Annotated in this window: 24 protein-coding genes and 1 pseudogene; 14 read left to right on the top strand and 11 right to left on the bottom strand. The window is 61.5% G+C overall.

The window, feature by feature from the left end; genetic code table 11:
* Window positions 1–122: 122 nt before the first annotated feature.
* Window positions 123–1,160: a patatin-like phospholipase family protein gene (locus RGM2987_RS19740; RefSeq protein ID WP_245144470.1), complete on the bottom strand. Its 1,038-nt coding sequence runs from the start codon at window positions 1,158–1,160 to the stop codon at window positions 123–125.
* A 206-nt stretch (window positions 1,161–1,366) separates the two neighbouring features.
* On the opposite strand from RGM2987_RS19740, the gene RGM2987_RS19735 reads away from it, so the two are divergent.
* The 3 genes from RGM2987_RS19735 (at window position 1,367) to RGM2987_RS19725 (ending at window position 3,550) form a co-directional block, all read left to right on the top strand.
* A complete protein-coding gene (locus tag RGM2987_RS19735) occupies window positions 1,367–1,657 on the top strand; it encodes a hypothetical protein (protein WP_245144468.1) in 291 nt (96 codons plus the stop codon).
* Between the two features lie 103 nt (window positions 1,658–1,760).
* Window positions 1,761–2,522: a CHAD domain-containing protein gene (locus tag RGM2987_RS19730; RefSeq protein ID WP_245144466.1), complete on the top strand. Its 762-nt coding sequence runs from the start codon at window positions 1,761–1,763 to the stop codon at window positions 2,520–2,522.
* A gap of 230 nt (window positions 2,523–2,752) precedes the next feature.
* A complete protein-coding gene (locus RGM2987_RS19725; RefSeq protein WP_245144464.1) occupies window positions 2,753–3,550 on the top strand; it encodes a thioesterase family protein in 798 nt (265 codons plus the stop codon).
* Between the two features lie 8 nt (window positions 3,551–3,558).
* Here the strand turns inward: RGM2987_RS19725 and RGM2987_RS19720 are convergent.
* The 3 genes and pseudogenes from RGM2987_RS19720 to RGM2987_RS19710 all read right to left on the bottom strand — a co-directional run.
* Window positions 3,559–3,777 (bottom strand): annotated as a pseudogene (locus RGM2987_RS19720) (terminase); the annotation flags it as partial.
* Window positions 3,778–4,069: 292 nt separating this feature from the next.
* A complete protein-coding gene (locus RGM2987_RS19715) occupies window positions 4,070–5,551 on the bottom strand; it encodes a methyl-accepting chemotaxis protein (protein WP_245144462.1) in 1,482 nt (493 codons plus the stop codon).
* Between the two features lie 204 nt (window positions 5,552–5,755).
* A complete protein-coding gene (locus RGM2987_RS19710; RefSeq protein WP_245144460.1) occupies window positions 5,756–6,565 on the bottom strand; it encodes a TatD family hydrolase in 810 nt (269 codons plus the stop codon).
* A 237-nt stretch (window positions 6,566–6,802) separates the two neighbouring features.
* Between RGM2987_RS19710 and RGM2987_RS19705 the strand changes: the two genes are divergently transcribed.
* From RGM2987_RS19705 to RGM2987_RS19695, 3 genes are all read left to right on the top strand, one after another.
* Complete coding sequence (locus RGM2987_RS19705; RefSeq protein ID WP_245144458.1) at window positions 6,803–8,224, top strand: transglycosylase SLT domain-containing protein; 1,422 nt, start codon at window positions 6,803–6,805, stop codon at window positions 8,222–8,224.
* Window positions 8,225–8,324: 100 nt separating this feature from the next.
* Window positions 8,325–8,759 (top strand): DoxX family protein, encoded by a 435-nt coding sequence (locus RGM2987_RS19700; protein ID WP_245144456.1) that lies wholly within the window; start codon window positions 8,325–8,327, stop codon window positions 8,757–8,759.
* 262 nt (window positions 8,760–9,021) lie between these two features.
* The gene (locus RGM2987_RS19695) at window positions 9,022–9,330 is read left to right on the top strand and encodes a class I SAM-dependent methyltransferase (protein WP_245144453.1); all 309 of its coding nucleotides are present in this window, start codon (window positions 9,022–9,024) and stop codon (window positions 9,328–9,330) included.
* Between the two features lie 28 nt (window positions 9,331–9,358).
* Here RGM2987_RS19695 and greB read toward each other — a convergent pair whose 3' ends face one another.
* Genes greB through RGM2987_RS19680 form a run of 3 tightly spaced genes read right to left on the bottom strand, consistent with a single transcriptional unit; the run spans window position 9,359 to window position 13,078 of the window.
* Window positions 9,359–9,856: a transcription elongation factor GreB gene (gene greB / locus RGM2987_RS19690; RefSeq protein ID WP_245144452.1), complete on the bottom strand. Its 498-nt coding sequence runs from the start codon at window positions 9,854–9,856 to the stop codon at window positions 9,359–9,361.
* A 34-nt stretch (window positions 9,857–9,890) separates the two neighbouring features.
* Window positions 9,891–12,395 carry an ABC transporter permease gene (locus RGM2987_RS19685; protein ID WP_245144450.1) on the bottom strand — a complete coding sequence of 835 codons (2,505 nt, stop codon included), beginning with the start codon at window positions 12,393–12,395 and terminating at the stop codon, window positions 9,891–9,893.
* Window positions 12,395–13,078, bottom strand: coding sequence for an ABC transporter ATP-binding protein (locus RGM2987_RS19680; RefSeq protein ID WP_245144448.1), 684 nt, complete (start codon window positions 13,076–13,078; stop codon window positions 12,395–12,397). Before RGM2987_RS19680 ends, RGM2987_RS19685 begins: the two co-directional genes overlap by 1 nt.
* A 10-nt stretch (window positions 13,079–13,088) precedes the next feature.
* Here RGM2987_RS19680 and RGM2987_RS19675 point away from each other — a divergent pair, with 10 nt between their 5' ends.
* The 3 genes from RGM2987_RS19675 (at window position 13,089) to RGM2987_RS19665 (ending at window position 15,256) form a co-directional block, all read left to right on the top strand.
* Entirely contained in the window at window positions 13,089–13,694 is a 606-nt protein-coding gene (locus tag RGM2987_RS19675) for an arylesterase (protein WP_245144446.1), read from the top strand.
* Between the two features lie 56 nt (window positions 13,695–13,750).
* Window positions 13,751–14,044 (top strand): hypothetical protein, encoded by a 294-nt coding sequence (locus RGM2987_RS19670; protein WP_042728326.1) that lies wholly within the window; start codon window positions 13,751–13,753, stop codon window positions 14,042–14,044.
* 237 nt (window positions 14,045–14,281) lie between these two features.
* Window positions 14,282–15,256 (top strand): L,D-transpeptidase family protein, encoded by a 975-nt coding sequence (locus RGM2987_RS19665; protein WP_245144443.1) that lies wholly within the window; start codon window positions 14,282–14,284, stop codon window positions 15,254–15,256.
* A 126-nt stretch (window positions 15,257–15,382) separates the two neighbouring features.
* Here RGM2987_RS19665 and oprI read toward each other — a convergent pair whose 3' ends face one another.
* Entirely contained in the window at window positions 15,383–15,634 is a 252-nt protein-coding gene (oprI, locus tag RGM2987_RS19660; RefSeq protein ID WP_011335311.1) for an outer membrane lipoprotei OprI, read from the bottom strand.
* A 635-nt stretch (window positions 15,635–16,269) separates the two neighbouring features.
* On the opposite strand from oprI, the gene RGM2987_RS19655 reads away from it, so the two are divergent.
* Entirely contained in the window at window positions 16,270–16,551 is a 282-nt protein-coding gene (locus tag RGM2987_RS19655) for a GNAT family N-acetyltransferase (RefSeq protein ID WP_003183779.1), read from the top strand.
* A gap of 86 nt (window positions 16,552–16,637) precedes the next feature.
* Here RGM2987_RS19655 and RGM2987_RS19650 read toward each other — a convergent pair whose 3' ends face one another.
* Entirely contained in the window at window positions 16,638–17,714 is a 1,077-nt protein-coding gene (locus tag RGM2987_RS19650) for a 3-deoxy-7-phosphoheptulonate synthase (RefSeq protein ID WP_245144441.1), read from the bottom strand.
* Between the two features lie 266 nt (window positions 17,715–17,980).
* On the opposite strand from RGM2987_RS19650, the gene RGM2987_RS19645 reads away from it, so the two are divergent.
* The 4 genes from RGM2987_RS19645 to cysB all read left to right on the top strand — a co-directional run bounded on the left by RGM2987_RS19645 (window position 17,981) and on the right by cysB (window position 21,540).
* Window positions 17,981–18,934, top strand: coding sequence for a putative 2-dehydropantoate 2-reductase (locus RGM2987_RS19645; protein ID WP_245144439.1), 954 nt, complete (start codon window positions 17,981–17,983; stop codon window positions 18,932–18,934).
* Between the two features lie 18 nt (window positions 18,935–18,952).
* Window positions 18,953–19,858, top strand: coding sequence for a 5'-nucleotidase (locus tag RGM2987_RS19640; RefSeq protein ID WP_245144437.1), 906 nt, complete (start codon window positions 18,953–18,955; stop codon window positions 19,856–19,858).
* Between the two features lie 96 nt (window positions 19,859–19,954).
* The gene (locus RGM2987_RS19635; protein WP_245144436.1) at window positions 19,955–20,455 is read left to right on the top strand and encodes a universal stress protein; all 501 of its coding nucleotides are present in this window, start codon (window positions 19,955–19,957) and stop codon (window positions 20,453–20,455) included.
* Between the two features lie 110 nt (window positions 20,456–20,565).
* A complete protein-coding gene (gene cysB, locus RGM2987_RS19630) occupies window positions 20,566–21,540 on the top strand; it encodes an HTH-type transcriptional regulator CysB (RefSeq protein WP_003183769.1) in 975 nt (324 codons plus the stop codon).
* An 8-nt stretch (window positions 21,541–21,548) separates the two neighbouring features.
* Here the strand turns inward: cysB and RGM2987_RS19625 are convergent, their stop codons facing one another.
* Both RGM2987_RS19625 and RGM2987_RS19620 read right to left on the bottom strand, forming a co-directional pair.
* Window positions 21,549–22,031, bottom strand: coding sequence for a transcription elongation factor GreAB (locus RGM2987_RS19625; RefSeq protein WP_245144485.1), 483 nt, complete (start codon window positions 22,029–22,031; stop codon window positions 21,549–21,551).
* Between the two features lie 2 nt (window positions 22,032–22,033).
* A complete protein-coding gene (locus RGM2987_RS19620) occupies window positions 22,034–22,420 on the bottom strand; it encodes a hypothetical protein (RefSeq protein WP_245144435.1) in 387 nt (128 codons plus the stop codon).

Below are 22,420 nucleotides of genomic sequence, written 5' to 3'. Positions count from 1 at the left end.
GTGCGAAGCAGCCCCCGTACAGCCAACTCAATGAGCCTGATACACCGAGCTGTTCGGTTCGGGGGGCGCTGCGCACCCCAGCGGGAGCAAGCTCCCTCGCCACATGGACTCAGTGCTGATGCTTAATTCTGCTCACTCTCATACCGATCCAAGGTATCACTGGCAATCTCCCGCCCCAGGGCGATCAACTCCGGCGCCTTGTAGAACTCAAAGAACCGGCATACTCGTTTCGGCACGTTAATCAGCACATCCGGTGGGTAGCCGGCGATCTTGTACTGGGCCAGCGAGGTCTGCATGACCTCGAAACTCTGGTTGATCAGATCCAGCAACGAGGCCGGGCCGACGTTGTCGATGATGAACGAGCCGGTGGCGGATTTCGGCGCGCCTTCGGCCTCTGGCGCGGCGGCCGGTTGCTGGCCTTCAGGTTCGGCGGAATCGATCCACGGGTTGATCTCGGCGGCCTCGGCCTTCAGCGCTTCCTGCTCCAACAGCAACAGTTGCTCGGCTTGCTTGCGGCGAAACGGCAGGCGTGAGCCCAGGGAGCTGACCAGGGTGTCGAAGCGACGCCGGAACGCGGCGGGGCGTGGAATCACCGGCAACTTGTATTGCTTCTGGTTGGTGGCGTTGAGGTTGACCGCGATGATCAGGTCGCAGTGGCTTGATACCACCGGCACGATCGGCAGCGGATTGAGCAAGCCGCCGTCCACCAGCATGCGGTTGCCTTGCATCACCGGGGTGAACAGGCTGGGAATGGCCGCCGAGGCGCGCATCGCTTGGTGCAGGCAACCTTCCTGGAACCAGATTTCCTGTTGGTTGGTCAGGTCGGTCGCGACAGCGGTGTACGGTATGCGCAGATCTTCGATATTGAGTTCGCCGACGATCTTGCGGATCTGGCCGAAGACTTTCTCTCCACGAATCGCCCCCAGGCGAAAGCTGACGTCCACCAGTCGCAGGACGTCCAGGTAGTCGAGGCTTTCGATCCAGTTGCGGTAATCCTCAAGCTTGCCCGCAGCATAGATCCCGCCCACCACCGCGCCCATCGAGCAGCCGGCGATGCAAGCGATGTCGTAGCCACGTCGTTCGATTTCTTCGATCACCCCGATATGGGCATAGCCCCGGGCGCCGCCCGAACCCAATACCAATGCGACACGTTTTGTCATGACCTGGCCCCTTGTCGTACAGACTTCAACAATGCACGCATCTACGGCTCGGCTCAATCGTTGTGGCGCAGGCGTCGTTTTTTGACACGCCGACGTGGCATTTGCGTATTCTCGCCCACACTTGAATAAGCGGGCCGGCCCAGGCACTTTTTGCCGGCGGGACCGTCTTACCAGCACGACTGTTTACCTGACTTGAGGTGTAATCGATGAAAGCCCGGATCTGCCTGCCCCTGGTGGCATCCCTGATGGTTTTGACCCTGGCCGGTTGCGCAGGCAAAACCGCTTACCGTGACAGCTGCGGCAGCCAACTCGATGCCGCCTGGCATGAACTGGACCTGGCCAAGGCCGAAGGTTTTGCCGGTACCGTGAGTTATTCCAAGGCCCTGTCGCTGCTGACCGGCGCCAAGACCCAGCAACAATTCGAAGCCTTTGAAGGCTGCACCAAAAAAGCCGAGAAGGCGCGTTTCTATATTCGCGAATCCCGCGCAGGACGATAAAAGCAGCGACAAGCCGCAAGCTGCGAGCTACAAGTAAAAGCGCATCGCTCCCCACTTGAAGCTTGCAGCTCGACGCTTGAAGCTGCGTACGGAGTACGCCCCCATGATCGATCGGCTGGTGGCCCGGATACTGGGCCTTGAAGTCCGCCTGTTGGCCTGTCAGGCCCGCTTGAATGCCCATACCGACAGCGAAGCGTTGCACGACTTGCGCACCACGGTCCGTCGCTTGCGCAGTCTGCTGCGGCCGTTGCGCGGGTTACCCGGCGTCGAGCAGTTGGAATCAGCCGCGTCGGCGGTGGGCACCTTGACCACGCCTCTGCGTGACCGGGAAGTGTTGGCGGCTTACCTTGAGCAACATGGCAAGACCGAAGCGGCGCAGCGGCGCCGGGCGCAAATGGCCGGCGCCTATCCCGCCGTGGCTGACAGCCCGGAGCTGACGCAATTGCTGATGATCCTCGATGCGTTCCCGCGCTTCATCCGCGCGGCCCAGCGCGAGGGGCTGCTTGGCGGATTGCGCCAGCGCATCGAAAAGCGCCTGGACAAGCAATGGAAAAAACTTGGCAAGGCCCTGCGCGATCCAGCCCATGACCGCCATCGGCTGCGTCTGCTGATCAAGCGCGTGCGCTATGCCATCGAGGCTTACCCAGAACTCGATCGCCTGCCAAAAGCTGCGATGCCACGGCTCAAGTCGGCCCAGGGCGCGTTGGGCGACTGGCACGATTGCTGGCAATGGCTGGCCCGGGCTGAAGAAGAGACCGACCTGCGCCCCTGCGTGCCGGTCTGGCAGACGACGATGGAAAAGGCCGAGGCCAAGTCCGACAGGGTGCTGGACAAGCTGATCGCCAGTTGTTTCGAAAAGTCCTGAGCCACAAATTCCACTCTGTGGGAGCGGGCTTGCTCGCGAATTGTAATAGATCAGTTCATACAGCTTTCGCTGATCCACCGCATTCGCGAGCAAGCCCGCTCCCACAGTTGATCGAGGCGGGATTCAAAAGAGCGGCCTATCTGTCCGCCTCTTTGGCCGGAATGAGCGCTGTGCCGCCGACTTCTGCTGGTTAAGATCCTTTCATATTTCCCGCTGTCTTCGAGGTCATCATGCGCTTTTCCGATTTGATCGATGCCGTGCGCCGCCAGCCAGACGCGGTGACTATCGCGCCGGAGTGGGGCCAGGGCCGCGCCAGTTTTGGCGGGTTGGTGGCGGCGCTGCAATACGAGGCAATGCGGGCCAAGGTGCCGGCAGATCGCCCGATACGTTCGTTGGCGATCACTTTTGTCGGTCCGGTCGAACCCGATGTGCCTGTTTCCTTCGAGGCCGAAGTGCTGCGTGAAGGCAAGGCTGTGAGCCAGGTATTGGGGCGAGCGGTGCAGAACGGCCAGGTCGTCACCGTGGTGCAGGGCAGTTTTGGCGCGTCGCGTTCCTCCGTGGTAGCGGTTCAGTCCGATCCTGCCCCTGAGTTCAAAAGCGTGGAGCAATGCCAGGAGTTGCCCTACATCAAGGGCGCCACGCCGGAATTCATGCGTCACCTGGCGATGCGTTGGAGTGTTGGCGGCCTGCCGTTCACGGGTAACAAATCGCGAAGCATGGGCGGCTGGGTGCGCTTGCGTGGGGATGTGAAGGAAGAGGCGTTGAGCGAGCGTCATATCCTGGCATTGGTTGACGCCTGGCCCCCGGCGTTGTTGCCGCACCTCACACAAATGGCGCCGGGCAGCACGCTGACCTGGACCATTGAGTTCATCCAGCCGCTGCTTGAACTGACGACGCTGGATTGGTGCAAATACCTCGCCGAGATCGAACATGCCCAGGACGGCTATGGCCATGTCGCGGCGAAATTCTGGAGCGCCGATGGCCGCCTGATTGCCCTGAGTCGCCAGACGGTGACGATTTTCGCCTAGGGTTCGGGGTGATCGTGGCGCTGTACCAGGAATGCAGCGGCCATACCGATCACACCGATGGCGACGTCGGCCAGGCTCTCGCTGAACACGCCTGAAACCATGAGCAGGCACGCGACGATAAACAGCGGCACCGCCATCATCCGGGAAACCGGGTGGCTGGAGTGGCGCCGATTGTAAGGGGCGATGCGCCATTGCCAGGCCGGGAGGTGTAGGTGACGTTTGCCCATGATGCGGATCCTTGAGTTCATTAAACCGAATGACCCAAGAATAGGCATGGCCCGACGGGGCGGCGAATCGCCGTTGGCTATCGATCTGATAGGTGGCCATAGCCATTGTGACTGTAGCGAGACGGATCGCTCTTGTGGCGAGGGAGCTTGCTCCCGCTGGACCGCGCAGCGGGCCCAACTGTCAGCCAGGCTTGGCCGATTGCTTAGGGCCTGCGGAGGGGGGGCGCTGCGCACCCCAGCGGGAGCAAGCTCCCTCGCCACAGGTATTGCGTCTGTTAGTAGGCTGCGTGTTTTAAAGCTTGAGCTGCCCAATTGCCTTGCTCAACTCTCCTGCGAGAGTCGCCAGGTCATGGCTGGTGGTCGCCGAGTCCACCGTCTGGCGCACGGTGTTTTCCGTCACGTCGCGAATGCTGACCACTGCCCGGTTCATTTCCTCGGCGACGTGACTCTGCTGTTCGGCCGCGACCGCAATCTGTGTGTTGCTCTCGCGCATCTGCGCCACGGCTCCGGCGATCTGTGCCAGTGCCTCGCCGGCCTCGCGGGCCTGTTGCACGCAGTCGTCGGCCTTGTACGAACTCTCCTGCATGAAATCCACCGCATCCCGGGTGCCGGCCTGGAGCGCCGAGACCATGGAGGTGATCTCATCGGTGGAGGCCTGGACCCGTTTGGCCAGGTTGCGTACCTCATCGGCCACCACAGCAAATCCCCGGCCCATTTCCCCGGCCCGCGCCGCTTCGATGGCCGCGTTCAGGGCCAGCAGGTTGGTCTGCTCGGCGATGCTGTGGATCACACTGACCACACCGTTGATCTTCTGGCTGTCTTCGGCCAGGCGCTGGATCATTTCGGCGGTCTGCTGCACGCCCGATGACAGCCCGGAAATCGACTGCTGCACGCGGTTGACCACTTCATGGCCGTTGCCGGCCAGGGTGTCGGCGGTTTTCGACAGGTCGCGGGTGGCGCCGGCGTGCTGGGCGATGTGATAAACCGTGGCGGACATCTGGTTGATCGCCGTGGCGGCCTGATCGGTTTCGCTCTGCTGGCCGAGCATGCCGTGGCGCACCTCGTTCATGCTCGACGCCAGGCGCGCCGCCCCCGTATCCAGCTGGCGGGCCGTGCTGGCGACGGTGTCGACCACGCGTTGATAACCGGCCTGCATGGCATTGAATGCCGCTGCCATCTGGCCCACTTCGTCCTTGCAAGCCAGCGGCACGCGGGCGGCCAGGTCGCCGGTCTGTTCCACGTGCAGCATTACGTCTTTCAACGTGTTGAGCTGGCTGAGCAGAAAACGGATCAACAACTGCGACGCGCCGAGCATCGCCAACATCAGCACGAACACGGCCATCGCGTATTGGCTGAAGCGTTCGCCGAACACCTGGGTCAGGCTGACGCCGTGGGCCAGCACCGCGAGCTGTTGGCTGTCGTTGCGACGGATCACCTCGGCGCCCAGCAGTGGATTTATCCCGAACACCAGTGCGGAGTCGAGCACGACCCAGCCATCGGCCTGGGCCAGCGAAGGCAGCGGGTGATCATTGAATACGGGTATTTGGTCGCGCTGATAGATCAGCAGGTCATCCACCTTGGGCAAGGATTGTCCGGCAGGCCAACCGCTGAGCAGATGCGCCTGCGCCTGGGCATTTGCCTGGGCCGCATGGTTGCGCGCTAGTTGTTCCAGGTGCACCGCGTAGAGCACCAGCAGCAGGGTGGTGACAAAGGCGACCGCATTGACCGCCCAGAATTTATACTTCAGCGAGATATTGCTAAGCCAGGCACCCATGGTAGGTCTTCTCTGATAGCGGAAACAGTTTTGGCAAGGTGCCATTATTGTGCCGCTACCCATGGGCCGGGATGTTGATGTGGGTCAACAGACACCGCAAAACCCTGTGGGAGCGGGCTTGCTCGCGAAGGCGGTGCATCAGTAGCCTCCGTATTGGCTGACCCACTGCATTCGCGAGCAAGCCCGCTCCCACAAGGACGGCGTTTAATCAGAAGTGCTGGGCAACCCAAAAAACGCCCGTGCGCACGCGGTGCTATGGACCGCCAGATCTTCCGGGGTTTCGCCTCGATGCAACGCCACTTCGCGCAGCACTTCGGTCAAGTAGGCCGGTTCGTTCCGGCCGTTCTTCGGCTTGGGCCGCAGCGTACGTGGCAGCAGGTAGGGGGCATCGCTTTCAAGCATCAATCGACCACGGGGGATCTCCCGCACCAGCGGGTGCAGATGCGTGCCCCGGCGCTCATCGCAGATCCAGCCAGTGATGCCGATATGCAGGTCCAGGTCGAGGTAATTGAACAGGGCCTTTTTTTCGCCGGTAAAGCAGTGCACGACGGCCGCCGGCAGTTGATCGCGAAAATTGCGCAGGATTTCCAGTAAACGCTGGTCGGCGTCGCGTTCATGGAGAAATACCGGCAGTTGCAACTGGACCGCCAGGGCGAGGTGCTCTTCCAGGACCTTTTCCTGTTGCGGCCTGGGGGAGAAGTCACGGTTGAAATCCAGCCCGCATTCACCCACCGCGCGGATCCGCTCCTGGATCAGCAGATCCTTGAGGTGCCTGGCACTGTCGGAGGTCCATTCGCTGGCGCTGTGAGGGTGAATGCCGGCGGTGGAAAACAACCGTTGGCCGGTGTCGTCGAGGCGCTGGCACAGCTCCAGAGCCTGCTCGCTGCCCTCGATGCTGGTGCCGGTCAGGACCAATTGGCAGACCCCGGATTCATAGGCGCGCTCAAGCACCGCCTGGTGTTTATCCGCGAAACTGGGATTGGTCAGGTTGACGCCGATATCGATGAGTTGCATGGTGCTACCTCGGCCCAAAGGTCGGAAAGCATATCAGAGCTGTAGATTTATAAGAAAAGCCAAGAACTACAACAAGTTGTGGCTGTCTGTTGAGGCCGCGAGACAGGTCGGGTTGGTATAAAGGCCATCACTGTGCCAGTCTTGCGCACTTTTCAGCGCCCCAAGGCGCTCTGTTTCTGTTGCTTCAATCTCTTTTGTCAGAGGATTGAAGCCGGCAGTATTCCTTCCGGAGAGTGGATGACACGTCCCCAGGTATTGCTACTGTTGTGTTGTTCGCTGCTGTTGCCGATGCTGGCCGAAGCGCGGCTGCCTGGTCCGATGCAAACGGTGGCGCCGGGCACGGTGCGCGATCTGGCACAGATCCGCAGCAGCCGGGTTCTCAAGGTCCTGGTCAACCAGAGCCGCAACAGCTCCGGTGAGGTCCAGGGCCAACCCATCGGCGTTGAATATCACCGGCTGCGGGCTTTCGAACAGTACCTTAACGGTCACGCCCGGGATGGTCAGGCGATCTCGCTCAAGATCATACCCATGGCCAAGGATCAATTGCTCGGCGCGTTGCAGCGCGGGGAGGGCGATCTCGTGGCGCCGGGTGAGTTGCTCGAACCCCAGGGCGGCTATGCGATCAGTGCCAGCGATCCGATCCGCACCGGCGTGCCCTTGCTGTTGGTCGGTATCAAGGGCGAGAAGCGATACACACGGGTGGAGCAACTGTCCGGCAAGACCCTGGCCCTGCCCAACGGCAGCGCGGCGGGGGATGCAGTGAGCCAGATCAACCAGAAACTGGCGTTGCTCAAGTTGCCACCGGTGAAGGTCGAATGGGTCGACCCGACCCTGGCTGTGGAAGATGTGCTGGAAATGGTCCAGGGTGGGATTTTCCACCTGACCATCGTCGAGCAGCCCATCGCTGAACGGTGGGGCAAGATCCTCCCCAAGTTGCGCTTTGACCGCCAGGTACTGATTGGCGAGCCGGGCGACGAGTATTGGTTCGTGCGTCGCGACGCCGCCATGCTGCGGGCAAGCATCGACCGGTTCCTGGCGGCCTACAAGGTGCCGGCTAACGAGGATGCCGCTTTCCTGCGCATTTATCGCCGTCTGTACCAAGTTCACTACCCGCTGGCCCGGGCCGATCGCCAGCGCCTTGAGAAGCTGCGCCCGGTACTGCAAAAACATGCCGACGCCCAAGGCATGGACTGGCTCAACCTGGCGGCCCTGGCCTTCAAGGAGTCGGCGCTGCAACCCAGCGCCCGCGGCGGCGGTGGTCCCACCGGCCTGATGCAGATCACCCCGTCGGCCGCCCAGCGCGTGGGCGTCGACAACATCCAGAACCTGGACGCCAACGTGCAGGCCGGTGCCAAGTACCTGGCCATGATCCGCCGCAAGTTCTTCGCCAGCCCCAAGCTCAACGAGCGCGAACGCATGGCCTTCGTCCTGGCCGCCTACAACATGGGACCTGAGCGCGTCCAAGGCATGCGGGCCGAGGCCCGGCGGCGAGGCTTGAACCCCAACCAGTGGTTTTTCCAGGTCGAGCGAATCGCCATGGAGCAGGTGGGAATGGCACCCGTCAGCTACGTTAATAGTGTGAACAAGTACTACTTGGCCTTTGACCGGGAGCGAGAATCGCTGGAACCGCAGGAGCAAAAGGTAGCTCTGCGAAAATAATCGATTATATCGATTGGTATGGTGCGAATTTCTAGCTTTTATAACAAGCTTTATCGATTAATATGGCGACCAACAACCACATACTTAGGGATGCATGCACATGAGCTCGTTGATCAACAAAGTACTGTTCACCCGCGCCGGCTACGGCCTGACCGTCCTGCGCATCGTTGTAGGCATCATCTTCGCCGCTCACGGCTCGCAGAAACTCTTTGGCCTGTTCGGCGGCTACGGTCTGGCCGGAACGGCGCAATGGATGGAAAGCATCGGCCTGACTCCGGGCTACGTGATGGCGACCCTGGCCGGTGGTACCGAGTTCTTCGCCGGGTTGGCATTGATCATCGGCCTGTTCGCACGCCCGGCGGCATTGGGTTTGGCTGTTCTTTCGCTGGTGGCGATCTTCTCGGTGCACATTGGTAACGGCTTGTTCATGGCCAACAATGGCTATGAGTTTGCCCTGGCGTTGCTGGCGGGGAGCATTGCGGTGTTTATCGAGGGGGCTGGGAAGCTTTCGGTGGATCGGGCTGTTGCTGGCTGAGTTTGCTTGGTCGAGAAAAACGGCGCTGGTCCTGGGAGGGGAGGCGCCGTTTTTTTTGGAGAAGCCGATTCTTGACACTCACCGTCCAGCTTCTCTACGATTGCCCCATGCGCCGATTTAAACAGCTACTTGCGGGGCGCCAGGCAACTTCTACAGTTGCCGATAGAAGCCATAAAGACACGGCTTCGAAGTACCGCTAAAGCGCTGGTTCGGTGTTGCCTCTCACCTGCCATGCAGACTTTTGAGGCAGAGACACGACACGATGAATGCACCCAGCCCCCTTGTACGTCTTGCGCCTATCACGGCGAACCTTGTGCAACGCAATCCGAAAATCCTCTTGGGCGGTACTCACCAACCAACACTCTTGCGCTACCTCGATGGCTGGCCGCGCCGCCATCACGGGCCCGCTGCTTTCCTGATCCAGTTTGTCGAAGACGGTGAGTCCCTGGCACGTTTTGCCAGTGACAGTTTCGACCTGGCCGTCATCCAGTCCCCCAGCGCGGCGGACGCTCCTGAAATGATCCGGCAATTGACCCGTGTCGCCCGGCAGGGATTGATCACCCGCCGTTGAGCTGTCCGGCTGTAGCGACGGGCGCCGATTACGGGTACGAGATATCCACGATGTAGACCACCTTTTCTCCGGTTGGCGTCTGGACGCGGACTTCGGCGTCCAGGGCCTTGCCGATCAGCGCCCGAGCCAGGGGTGAATCGATGCTGATCAGGCTCTGCTTCAAATCCAGTTCGTCCGGACCGACGATGCGATAGCGCGATTGCTTGCCGTCTTCATCCTCCACGGTGACCCAGGCGCCGAAATACACTTTGTTCGGATCGCTGGGTTTTTCCGTGACAACCTTGAGCGCTTCAAGGCGCTTGGTAAGGAAGCGCACGCGACTGTCGATTTCCCGGAGCATTTTCTTGCCGTAGGTGTACTCGGCATTTTCCGAGCGATCGCCCTGGGCCGCCGCCTCGCTGACCGCCTGGGTTACCTGGGGGCGGCGCACATGCCACAGTTCATGGAATTCGGCACGCATCCGCGCCTCACCCTCGGGGGTGATCAGCGCGGTGCCGGCGGTGCGGGGAGGGCGATAACGACTCATGGTGACTTCTTGTAATAGCGATGCCGCAAGTCTATCAACCCTCGCGCAACACTGTCAGCGGGCTGGCATTGAGTGCTCGACGGGTGCCAAACACCCCGGCTGCACCGATCAACGAGGCGCCCACCAGCGGCAATACCAGCAGCCACGGATGCGGGTGCCAGGGCAGGTCGAAGGCGTAGCGGTAGAGTACCAGGCTGACCAGCTCCGAACCCAGGGCCGCGAGCAACCCGCTGACTGCACCCAGCAGCCCGAACTCGATGCGCCGGGCCTTGACCAGTAACGGCCGCTCGGCGCCCAGTGCGCGTAGCAACGCACCTTGGCGAATCCGCTCGTCGAGCGTCGCTTGCAGGCCGGAGAACAGCACCGCCATCCCTGCCGCCAGCACAAACAGCAGCACATATTCCACGGCCAGGGTGACCTGGGCGAGGATGCTGCGCAGCTGTTCGAGCAAGGCTTCGACTTGCAGGATCGTCACGGCCGGAAATGCCCGGGACAGCTCGACAATCTGCTGATCGTGACCCGCTGCCAGGTAGAAGCTGGTCAGGTATGTCGCCGGCAGATCCTTCAGCGTACCCGGCTGGAAGATCATGAAGAAGTTGGGCTGGAAGTTGTCCCAGTTAATCTCTCGCAGGCTGGTGACCTTTGCTTCGCGATTCACGCCACCCACGCTGAAGATCAGCCGGTCACCCAATTTGATCTTGAGGTTTTCGGCCACCTTGCCTTCCACCGAAACCCCCGGAATATCGTCGGGCGGTTGCTGCGGCCACCAGGTGCCCGCGGTCACGACATTGCCCGCCGGTAAATCCGCGGCCCAGGTCAGGCTCAGGTCCCGCTGCAGTGCGCGGTCTCCCGCTGAGTCCTTGGTGACAAATTCGCTGGCCGGCTCGCCGTTGATGCTGACCAGTCGCCCCGGTACCACGGGATAGAGCGGCGCCGATTGCGCCGACAATGCCAGCAGCTTGTCGGTGAAGGCCTGTTTGTCGTTGGGGAGAATGTTCAGGGCGAAGTAGTTCGGCGCGTTTTTCGGTAATTGGTTTTGCCAGGTGTCCAGCAGCTCACCTCGCAGCAGCGCGATCAACGCCATGGACAACAGGATCAGGCCGAACGCCAAGGCCTGGCCGGCGGCTGCCAATGGGTGACGCAGCAGTTGGCCGAGGCCCAGTCGCCAGGGCAGGGAAGCGCGAGCCAGCATGCGGCGCAGGCTTTGAAGCAGCAGCAACAGCAGGCCACCGAGCACCAGCGCGGCAACGACGCCGCCACCGAGCAGGGCGAAGGTGAGGACCAGGTCCAGGCTCAGGCGCCACATGATCAGGCCGAGGGCACCCAGCGCGGCACCATAGACCATCCACGTACTGGAAGGGATTGGCAACATGTCCCGGCGCAGCACCCGCAACGGCGGCACCCGGCCCAGCGCGGCCAAGGGAGGCAGGGCGAACCCGGCCAATGCCACCAGGCCCGTGCCGATTCCGGCGACTGCCGGCAACAGGCCGCCGGGTGGAACAGTAGTGGGCAACAGGTCATGCAACAGCGCGAACAGGCCCAACTGGGCAATCCAGCCGAGCAGGGCGCCGCTGATACTGGCCAACAGGCCCAGCACGGTCAGTTGCAGGCTGAACAGCACCATGGTTTCCCGGCGCGACAGGCCCAGGCAGCGCAGCAGCGCACTGGCGTCGAACCGTCGGCTGGCGAAACGGTTGGCCGAGAGTGCGACGGCGACCCCGGACAGCAACACCGCCACCAGGCTGGCCATGTTCAGGTAGCGCTCGGCCTTGCCCAGGGCGCCACCGATCTGTCGATTGCCATCGCGGGCATCCTGCAGGCGCTGGTTGGGCTCCAGGCCGGGTTTGATCAGGTCACGATAGGTTTGCAATGCGGGCGCCGGGCCGCGCCAGAGGTCGCGATAGCTGACGCGGCTGCCGGGTTGCACCACGCCAGTGGCGTCCAGGTCCTTGAGGTTGATCAGGACCCGGGGGGTAAGGCTGTAGAAGTTGCCGGCGCGATCCGGCTCGTAGGTCAGCACCCGGCTCAGGCGCAGGGTCTGGTTGCCGACATCGATACTGTCGCCGATCTTCAGGTCCAGGGCGGTCAACAGCCGGGCTTCGACCCAGGCCTCGCCAGGGTTCGGTCGTCCGCCGGTTTCTTCCGGGGCGAACGGGGCGGGGGCGCTTTTCAGTTCCCCACGCAGCGGGTAGATGTCATCGGCGGCCTTGACGCTGGAAAGCTGGATGCCATTGTCAGTGGCGACGACGCTGGAGAACTCCACCACACGGGCGTGTTCCAGGCCCAGTTCGGTGCCGCTGCGGATCTGTTCCGAGCGGGCAGGCGAGCTGCCTTCGAGCAGCAGGTCGGCGCCGAGGAACTCGGTGGCGCGCATCATCATCGCGCCATTGAGACGGGCACCGAAGTAGCCGATGGCGGTACTTGCCGCCACCGCCACCAGCAGGGCGAAGAATAACACCCGAAGTTCGCCGGCGCGGGCATCGCGCAGCAATTGACGGACAGCAAGACTGAACAGGCGCAACAGCGGCAAGCGTGCCATCAAGGCTCCAGGGGCGCGACCATCTGGCCGGCTTCAAGTCGGATCAGGCGCCGGCAGCGATGGGCCAGGCGTTCATCGTGGGTGACCAGCACCAGGGTCGTGCCGCTTTCCTTGTTCAGCTCGAACAGAAGATCGCTGATGCGCTCGCCGGTGTGGCTGTCGAGGTTGCCGGTGGGCTCGTCGGCGAACAGCACGTCGGGTTCGGCGGCAAAGGCACGGGCAATCGCCACGCGTTGCTGTTCGCCACCGGAAAGCTGGCGGGGCGAGTGAGTCAGTCGCTGGCCCAGGCCGACCCGTTGCAGCAGTTCGGCGGCGCGTTCGCGGGCATCCTTGCGCCCGTCCAACTCCAGCGGCAGCATGACGTTTTCCAGCGCGTTGAGGCTGTCGAGCAACTGGAACGATTGGAAGACGAACCCGACATGCTCGGCGCGGATCCGCGCCCGCTGGTCTTCATCCAGTGCGCTGAGGGCCTGGCCGGCCAGTGTCACTTCACCGCTGCTGGGCAGGTCGAGACCGGCCAGCAGGCCCAGGAGGGTGGATTTGCCGGAACCGGAAGCGCCGACGATGGCCAGGCTATCGCCTTTGTTCAGTTCCAGGCTGAGTTCGTGCAGGATGGTCAGTTCACCTTCCGCGCTGGAGACCACTTTGCTAAGGTCCGTCGCGGTGAGAATGCTTGAGCCCATGGAGAATCCGATGCGTGTGTGGTTTTTGAGTGCCGGCCTGGCCTTGATATGCATGGTCCAGAACGCAGCGGCGGGTACAGTCCTGATCGTTGGCGATAGTATCAGCGCGGCTTTCGGCCTGGATACCCGACAAGGCTGGGTATCGTTGCTCGAACAACGGCTCAAGGCCGAGGGTTTTGACGACAAAGTGATCAATGCCTCCATCAGCGGCGACACCAGCGCCGGAGGCCAGGCACGCCTGCCGGCGCTGCTTGCAGCCCATAAGCCGGACCTGGTGATCCTCGAACTGGGAGGCAACGATGGCCTGCGCGGACAGCCGCCAACACAATTGCAACAAAACCTTGCAGCGATGATCGACAGCTCCCGCGCCAGCGGTGCCAAGGTGTTGCTGTTGGGCATGCAACTGCCACCCAACTATGGACGGCGATACACCGATGCGTTTGCCAAGGTCTACACCACGTTGGCAGATGAGAAAAACGTGCCGCTGGTGCCGTTTTTCCTGAAGGATGTCGGAGGGATTGCGGGGATGATGCAAGGCGATGGATTGCACCCGTCCGTCGCCGCCCAGGGCAAGTTGCTGGAAAATGTCTGGCCGACGCTCAAACCGCTGCTTTGACGCTTTTCTAGTGGCAGGCTTTCGGCTAATGTGGCGCCCCCGATCTGGAGCCCCCGATGCCGCGTCCCGCCTGGTCCCTGTTTGCCTACCAACTGATCGAGCCTGACGAACAGCTGGATCTGTTCGCCTGCCAGGAAGTGCGGGTGCACCTGGTGACGCGGCAGCTGGAACTTGGCGGCTCGGCCGACCGGACCCTCTGCGGCAGCCTCTTGCCAGCCCAGCCGCGTTGGTCGAGCGTTGATCGGCGGATCTTCCAGGACCATCGCCTGTGCTCGCTGTGCCGGGCGATCCTCGAATCCCAGAAGCGCGGCACTTCCCCGATCTGGCCGGAGTTGCGGTTCGAGTTGTGATCATCCAGTCTCAATGAACATTGTGGGAGCGGGCTTGCTCGCGAAGAGGGCGTTCCAGATAATTCTTCATTGCCTGATACACCGCATTCGCGAGCAAGCCCGCTCCCACATGAGGTGGACGCAACGTTCAGGCTGCTGCACATCGGACACGCCAACGCCGCTCTCCCCGTAATAACTGCCTGCGGTGTACAATCGCCGCTTTCATTCCCTCTGTTCGATCTGCGAAGGATTTCCCGGATGTTGCCGCGCTTGCCTGCCGTCGCCCGCTGCCTGTCTCTTGCTGCCTTGTGTATGGCAGGCCCCGTTGCAGCACTGGAGCTGCCCCTGCCACCGCCGGGCGAAGACATTGTCGGCCAGGTGCAGGTCATCAAGGCCAAGTACGAAGACACCTTCGCTGACCTGGGCACCACCTACGACCTGGGCTACAGCGAGATGGTCGCCGCCAACCCGGGGGTTGACCCGTGGTTGCCGGGTGCTGGCACGGAGATCGTGCTGCCGACCCGTTTCATCCTGCCGCCGGGCCCGCGCGAGGGCATCGTGATCAACCTCGCCGAATACCGTCTCTACTACTTCCCCAAGGGCCGGAATGTGGTCTACACCTTCCCGCTGGGGATTGGACGTGAAGGCTGGGGCTCGCCGATCGCCCACACCAGCATCATCGCCAAGACGCCGAACCCGACGTGGACTCCGCCGGCCTCGATCAAGGCCGAGCATGCCGCTGACGGTGATCCACTGCCCAACGTCGTGCCGGCCGGCCCCGACAACCCGCTGGGTCCGTTCAAGTTCACCCTGGGCACCCCGGGCTACCTGATCCACGGCTCGAACAAGAAGTTCGGCATCGGCATGCGCACCAGCCACGGTTGCTTCCGGATGTTCAACAACAACGTGCTGGAGATGGCCGGGATGGTGCCGGTGGGCACGTCGGTACGGATCATCAATGACCCCTACAAGCTGGGTGTGAGCGGCGGCAAGGTTTACCTGGAAGCCCATACACCGTTGGATGACAAGGGCAACCCGTCGGTCGTGGACAAACACACCGCGGTGATCAACGCGATGCTCAAGCGTGAAGACATCACCAGCAACCTGCGCATGAACTGGGATGTAGTGCGGGACGTGGTGGCTGCCGAAGATGGCTTGCCGGTCGAGGTCGCTGTTCCGAACACCTCGGCCCCGATGGTCTCGAGCGCGCCGTCGATCGACCTGCAGCAGTAACCGTCTTGAGGAAACCCGCCGGCATTTCGCGACGCCGGCGGGTTTTTTTATGGCCTGGGGAAAACACCGGGCAATAAAAAAGCCGACCCAAGAATGGGTCGGCTCGATAACAATCCCGAAGGACTATTACTTGCGGCTAGCTTTTTCCAGCATGCGCAGAGCACGCTCGTTAGCTTCGTCAGCAGTCTGTTGTGCTTTTTGAGCAGCAGCCAGAGCTTCATCAGCTTTACGGTATGCTTCGTCTGCACGAGCTTGGGCGCGAGCTGCTGCGTCTTCGGTAGCAGTCAGACGTGCTTCGGTTTCTTTCGATGCGCTGCTGCAACCGGTAGCCAGAACTGCGGCCAGGGCCAGAGCAGAGAATTTCAGAACGTTGTTCATCGTGTTCCCCTTCAAGGACTTTCTATTAGTGACTGTCTCCCCAGACTGGGGAGTTAGCCGGCGTACATACTACCCATTACTTGTAGTAAGTAAACTGACGTAGCGCAAGAAGCAAAAAAATTGTAGGCGGTGATTCTTTTTCAAGCAACTTTTCTTAGTGTTGTTTAAAAAATATACAGCCGCCAGCCCGTGAATGGAGCGTTCCGCTGAAGAAAAGTTCCGCAATCGAGTGGAACTCTTCAACGCCCGCTAGTGTCGCTGTTTATTGATTTGCCTACACTTTTGTACATTTTTTGCGCAACCTCCAAGGCCTCTTTTATTGCTGTAGGCGGTGACTTTAACTGCCGCTGCTCGTCTCAAGACTCAACAACTGGCGATGTTCGGCTATTGCACCGTGACCGCTTGCAGCACCACGACGGCGCGCAATCGATAAATCCGACGAGGTTAGCCGTTCGATGGCAGGCATGCCTTGAGCATTTGCGTCATTGGTGCCTACTATTCACGACGTGCTCGGGTTTGAGCGGTTCGGTTTTTTGCGCTCGGTGACCAGGAAGGCACGGGGTGGCGTAGAGGTTCCTTCGCCGGAAAAACATCGGTAAGGTAGGGGTCAATATTAAGACCCGCGAGGAGTAGTGATGAGCGAGGCGTTGTCCATCCACCATGACCAGGCTGGTCATCAGTTCGAGACCAATGTGGACGGTCATCGTGCCTATCTGACCTATATGGACCTGGGCAAGCAGACCCTGGATATCTATCGTACCTTCGTGCCCAACGCCTTGCGTGGCCGGGGCATCGCGGCGGCGTTGACCGAACGGGCGCTGCAGTACGCCGAAGAAATGGGCTACACCGTGATCCCGTCCTGCTCCTATGTGGAACGCTACATGGAGCGTCATCAGCGGCACGCGGCGAAGCTCTGATAAAACGGATTCCCCAATAAAAAACGCCGGGCTGAGAAGCCCGGCGTTTTTTATTGCGCGACATTTGATGTGTTGAAGAGGGCCGATCAGTTTCGCTGACGCTTGGGCAGTACATCCTTGAGTTTGGCGTGCATGCTGCGCAGGGTATTCTCGGTCGCGCTCCAGTCGATGCAGGCATCGGTGATGGAGACGCCGTACTGCAAGTCGGCGAGGTCTTTCGGGATCGCCTGGCAGCCCCAGTTCAGGTGGCTTTCGACCATCAGGCCGATAATCGACTGGTTGCCTTCCAGGATCTGGTTGGCCACGTTCTCCATCACCAGCGGTTGCAGCGCCGGGTCCTTGTTGGAGTTGGCGTGGCTGCAGTCGACCATGATGTTCGGCTTGATCTTCGCCTTGTTCAGGGCCTGTTCACACAGCGCGACGCTGACCGAATCGTAGTTCGGCTTGCCGTTGCCACCGCGCAACACCACGTGACCGTAGGCATTGCCCTTGGTCGTGACGATCGAGACGCCGCCTTCCTGGTTGATGCCCAGGAAACGATGAGGGCTGGACACCGACTGCAAGGCGTTGATGGCGACGGTGAGGCCGCCGTCGGTGCCGTTCTTGAAGCCCACTGCCGACGACAGGCCAGAGGCCATTTCGCGGTGGGTCTGGGATTCGGTGGTGCGCGCGCCGATGGCCGACCAGCTGATCAGATCCTGCAAGTATTGCGGGGAGATCGGGTCCAGGGCTTCGGTAGCGGTGGGCAGGCCCATTTCCGCCAGGTCCAGCAGCAGCTGGCGACCGATGTGCAGGCCGTCCTGGATCTTGAAGGAGTCATCCAGGTAAGGGTCGTTGATCAGGCCTTTCCAGCCGACGGTGGTGCGAGGCTTCTCGAAATACACCCGCATCACCAGGTACAAGGTGTCGGAGACTTCCGCAGCCAGCACTTTCAGGCGTTCGGCGTACTCGTGGGCGGCCTTGATGTCATGGATCGAGCAAGGCCCGATCACCACGAACAGGCGATGGTCAGTGCCGTCGAGGATGTTGCGGATGACTTCCCGGCCCTTGGTCACGGTGCGCAGGGCAGCGTCGCTCAGGGGGATATCGCGCTTGAGCTGGTCAGGCGTGATGAGGGTCTCGTTGGAGGCGACGTTAAGGTCGTTGATCGGTAAATCAGCCATCGTGTTACTCGTCAGGTCACGGGTGCCGGCCGCCAGCGATCCCCGCGCGGCGGTGCACAGCGGATTTAAGCGCGTCGGGGAGCCGAACCTTATCGCGTTACGAGGTTGCTCGACAATGGGCAGGGGCGGGTTTAATCCCCTGTTGTCAGGGGAATGAGCCGGAAACCGCGACAACATGCAGATTCGTAACCGGGTGTAATGAGGATTGCATGCCGTGCCGCTCGCGCCGATAGTGTGCCAGGGTCGTTTATCAGGGGAGTGGCAAGATGCAGGCAGGTGCTAAACCGCGGATCGGAATGATCGGCACCGGGGCGATCGGCGGGTTCTACGGGGTGATGCTGGCGCGCGCCGGTTTCGATGTGCACTTTTTGCTGCGTAGCGAATTCGGCGCGGTGGCTGACAACGGCTTGCAGGTCGACAGCGCGGTCCACGGCGCGCTGACCCTCAACCCGGTCCAGGCCTATCGCTCGGCGGCTGACATGCCACCCTGCGACTGGCTGCTGGTCGGCGCCAAGACCACCAGCAATGCCGATCTTGCCCCTGCCATCATCCAGGCTGCCGCGGACGGGGCAAGAGTCCTGTTGTTGCAGAACGGCCTGGATGTCGAGGAACACCTGCGGCCGTTGCTGCCCGACTCCCTGCACCTGTTGGGCGGCTTGTGCCTGGTCTGTGTGCATCGGGTTGGCCCCGGCGTTGTCGCCCATCAGGCACTCGGAGCGGTCAACATCGGTTATCACAGTGGCCCTTGCAGTGATCAGGCGGCGCGCATGGCAGTCGTCGAGGCCGCGGCATCACTGTTTCGCAGCGCCGGCATCGAATCCCAGGCCATGCCCGACCTGCAACAGGCCCGCTGGCAGAAGCTGGTGTGGAACGTGCCCTACAACGGCTTGTCGGTTCTGCTCGGGGCCAGCACCACGCCCTTGATGGCCGACGAGCATAGCCGTGGGCTTATCCAGGCCCTGATGGAGGAAGTGGTACGCGGCGCACTGGCCTGTGGGCATCACATCGCCCCGGGCTACGCCGGGTATCTGTTCACGATGACCGAGAAGATGCCCGATTATTGGCCGAGCATGTATCACGACTATTCCCACAGGCGGGCGTTGGAACTGGAGGCCATCTACGGCAGGCCACTGGCGGCGGCAAAAGCGGCGGGGTGCGAGCTGCCAAGAATCGAAGCCTTGTACCAGGCGTTGGGATTCATGGATCGACGCAATCGCTGAGCGAGCGGAGAAGATGACATGGCAAACAATATCGACGACAAACTGGTGCTGGCGATTTCCTCGCGGGCGCTGTTCGACCTGAGCGAAAGCCACAAGGTGTATCTGTCCAGTGGCGTCGAGGCCTACCGGCAGTACCAGATCGAGCATGAAGACGAAGTGCTGGCGCCCGGGGACGCGTTTGCCCTGGTGCAAAAACTCTTGAACCTCAACGAGCATCTGGGACGGGCCCGGGTCGAGGTGATCCTGGTCTCGCGTAACAGTGCCGACACGGGCCTGCGGGTGTTCAACTCAATCCATCATTATGGCCTGGCGATTTCGCGGGCCGCGTTCGTCGGCGGTCGCAGCCCTTATCCGTATCTCAAGGCGTTTGGCTGCGATCTGTTTTTGTCCACCCACGCCGAGGACGTGCGCAGCGCCCTGGAGGCCGGATTTGCCGCCGCGACCATTTTGTCAGGTGGTGCCAGCCGGGCCGCCAGCGATGAATTGCGCATTGCCTTCGATGGCGACGCGGTGCTGTTTTCCGATGAGTCGGAGCGTGTCTATCAGGCGGGTGGCCTGGCCGCGTTCCAGGCCAGCGAGCGCCAGGCCGCACGCGAGCCGCTGCGTGGCGGGCCGTTCAAGGGCTTCCTCGCGGCGCTCAATGCCCTGCAACGCGAATTTCCCGAAGATGCCTGTCCCATCCGCACGGCGCTGGTGACGGCGCGTTCGGCACCGGCCCACGAGCGAGTCATCCGGACCTTGCGCGAGTGGGATATTCGTCTGGATGAATCATTGTTTCTCGGCGGCCTGACCAAATCGGCCTTCCTCGAAGCGTTCGCCGCCGATGTGTTTTTCGACGATCAGACCGGTCACTGTGAACTGGCCCGGGAGGTGGTTGCTACCGGTCATGTGCCCCATGGCATCAGCAACGAAGTGACGCCTTGATTGCCCTTGGTCCGAGACCGCAAGCGGCACGTCGCGCTCTCCGAGGCGCTGCTAAGCTGAATCAATCTCCGCCATTCTGGCTCGCGAGGAGGTCACATGATTCGTTCGATGCTGTACGCCACAGACCTGGGGCTCTATGCCCCGTATGTGATGCAGCATGCCTTGGCGTTGGCACGGACGTTTAAAGCCGAGTTGTATGTGGTGCATGCGGTAGAACCGATGGGGTTGTTTGCCGAGTCGGTGTTGCAAAGCTATCTCGACGAGCAGGCGTTGAACGAATTTCATCGCCAGGGTCTGAATACGGTGATGGCCAATATCGAACACCGAGTGCTCGACAGCTTTCGCGAAGAGCTGGGGGAAGGGCAGCAGGATCTGCAGTTGATCAAATCGGTCAGGGTGTACCAGGGTGATCCGTCGCAGGTCATTCTGGAGCAGGCTGCGAAACTCTCGGTCGATTTGCTGATCGTAGGCAGTCATTGTCAGGGGGCCAGCGGTGAGACGCCGTTGGGCAGGACCGCTGCGCGGGTATTGCAGTTATCCCGTGTGCCGGTCTACCTGGTGCCGCTGGTGCAGCGCCGGCGCCAGGGCGAGGTTTGAGGCTAAATGATGGCATTCTATAAAAAGTTCTAGATTTATTGTCCAAACCTTTCATATAGTTATATACCGCCGCTGATGCCCGTGGCGTCCAACTGCTTTGAGGGATACATATGAAGCTTCAACAACTGCGCTACATCTGGGAAGTGGCGCACCACGACCTCAACGTTTCCGCTACTGCTCAAAGCCTCTACACATCGCAACCCGGCATCAGCAAGCAGATCCGCCTGTTGGAAGATGAACTGGGCGTCGAAGTCTTCGCCCGCAGTGGCAAGCACCTGACCCGCGTGACCCCTGCCGGCGAGCGCATCATCACCACGGCCGGCGAGATCCTGCGCAAAGTTGAAAGCATCAAGCAGATCGCCCAGGAATTCTCCAACGAGAAGAAAGGCACCCTGTCGATCGCCACGACCCACACCCAGGCCCGCTACGCATTGCCTCCGGTGATCAGCAACTTCATCAAGCAATACCCGGACGTGGCGCTGCACATGCACCAGGGTTCGCCGATGCAGATCGCCGAGATGGCGGCCGACGGCACAGTGGATTTCGCCATCGCCACCGAGGCCCTGGAGCTGTTCGGGGATCTGGTGATGATGCCGTGCTATCGCTGGAACCGCTGCGTGGTGGTGCCCCAGGGCCACCCGTTGACCAAACTGCCGAAACTGACCCTCGAAGCCCTGGCCGAATACCCGATCGTGACCTACGTATTCGGTTTCACCGGCCGTTCGAAGCTCGACGAAGCCTTCAGCCATCGTGGCCTGACGCCGAAAGTGGTGTTCACCGCCGCCGACGCCGACGTGATCAAAACCTACGTTCGCCTCGGGCTGGGCGTGGGGATCGTGGCGAAAATGGCCGTCGATACCAAGCTCGACAATGACCTGGTGGTGCTCGATGCCAGCGAGTTGTTCGAATCCAGCGTGACCAAGATCGGTTTCCGGCGCGGCACCTTCCTGCGAGGCTTCATGTGCGATTTCATCGAGAAGTTCGCACCGCACCTGACCCGGGAAGTCATGGCCAAGGCCATCCAGTGCCACAACAAGCAGGAACTCGAAGAGCTGTTCGACGGGGTCGAACTGCCGGTTCATTAAGGCTTGTGCTAGATCGCCTCGGTAACAGCAAACTGTTGCCGGGCGCCCGCCACGACGATCTCCACTTCATCCCCTTCGAACTTGCCCAGCAAGCCTCGGCCCAGCGGCGAGCGAGGGGTGATGACGGTGATCGGCTGCCCCACCAGCGCGATCTTCAGTCCCGCCGCGTCCGGTCCGAGGAACAACCACTGCTCGCGACCGTCCTCATCCTCCAGAGCGATCAACGTGCCAACCTGGATGCCGCGCCGGGCATCGTAAGGCCGCAGCGTCAGGTTCTGGCACAGCGCCAGGGCCTGACGGATTTCTTCCACCCGCCGGGCTTGGCCGGCGGCCAGGTAAGACGCTTCGAGGCCCAGGGTGTCGTATTTGTTCTCGGCGATGTTCTCTTCGTGGGTCGCAGTTTCGTACGCGGTCTGGGCGGCGCGTTCGGCGATATCGAGGTCAATCTTGAGCTTGTCCAGGATCAACTGGTGAACGGTCTGTTTGTTCATAGTCATTCACAGAACTGAAGGACGTTGGCGCGGCTTTTTTCACTGGCGGCGTTCTGGTCCTGTTGCAGCCAGAACTGGCACTTGGGGTTGGACAGGTTGCGGGGATTGTTGCGGGCTTGATCGAGGGCCTGGCGCTGCTCGTTCCTTTGCAGGTTCTGCTGGTATTGCTCGAACATCGGCGTCGGTGCTTCGGGCGGCGGTTGCACCGCGGGTGGTTGCGCCAGTTGGTGGACGGCGGCGGCCACCGGCGCCAGTTGTTCGTTGAACAGGAATCTGGACAGCAGCCAACCGGTCAATACGATGGCGAGGAACCCCAGCCACAGGCCCAGGGCAATGCTGACGGTCAGCTTCAGGGCTGAAAGGTACGGGGCAGGCGAGTGATCGGGCAT

It is taken from the genome of Pseudomonas sp. RGM2987 (assembly GCF_022952855.1).
In the GTDB taxonomy this organism is placed as follows: Bacteria; Pseudomonadota; Gammaproteobacteria; order Pseudomonadales; family Pseudomonadaceae; genus Aquipseudomonas.
Note: the sequence above shows the minus strand (reverse complement) of the source record. Positions and strands in the feature narration are given on the sequence as shown.